The sequence below is a fragment of the Vibrio sp. 10N.222.52.B7 genome (assembly GCF_041474275.1).
Classification (GTDB): domain Bacteria; phylum Pseudomonadota; class Gammaproteobacteria; order Enterobacterales; family Vibrionaceae; genus Vibrio; species Vibrio crassostreae_C.
Genome location: NZ_JBFRTU010000551.1, coordinates 1 through 307, shown reverse-complemented (window position 1 = coordinate 307; position 307 = coordinate 1). Strand labels below are relative to the sequence as shown.

At 48.2% G+C, this 307-nt stretch carries 1 protein-coding gene; it reads left to right on the top strand.

All coding sequences use genetic code 11. The features are described 5' to 3' along the window. Nucleotides 1–307: hypothetical protein (locus AB4512_RS24150; RefSeq protein WP_372176022.1), on the top strand; the 307-nt coding region annotated here is incomplete at both ends.

Sequence of the window (307 nt, the reverse complement as noted above, 5' to 3'; positions counted from 1 at the left end):
GACAACTTATACAGCAAAGCTGAAATCGCCCGAGGACAAGCAAACACGATCACTGCAACCGTTACGCCTCCTGGTGATGCCAAAATCGGTGAGCATCTTGTCGTTAACGGTCAGGATCATGTATTAGATGCTCATACTCTACAGCACGGAATACAAATTGAAGTTCATCCGGGTTCTAATGTACAAGCAACAATGACTGACGAACACGGTAATACCGCAGGTAGCCAAGGTTTTGCTGCAAGCGCTATTCCTGAACCGATCATTGTCAGACCGCCATCGGGAAGCCACCAAGTGTCTGGCACACTTG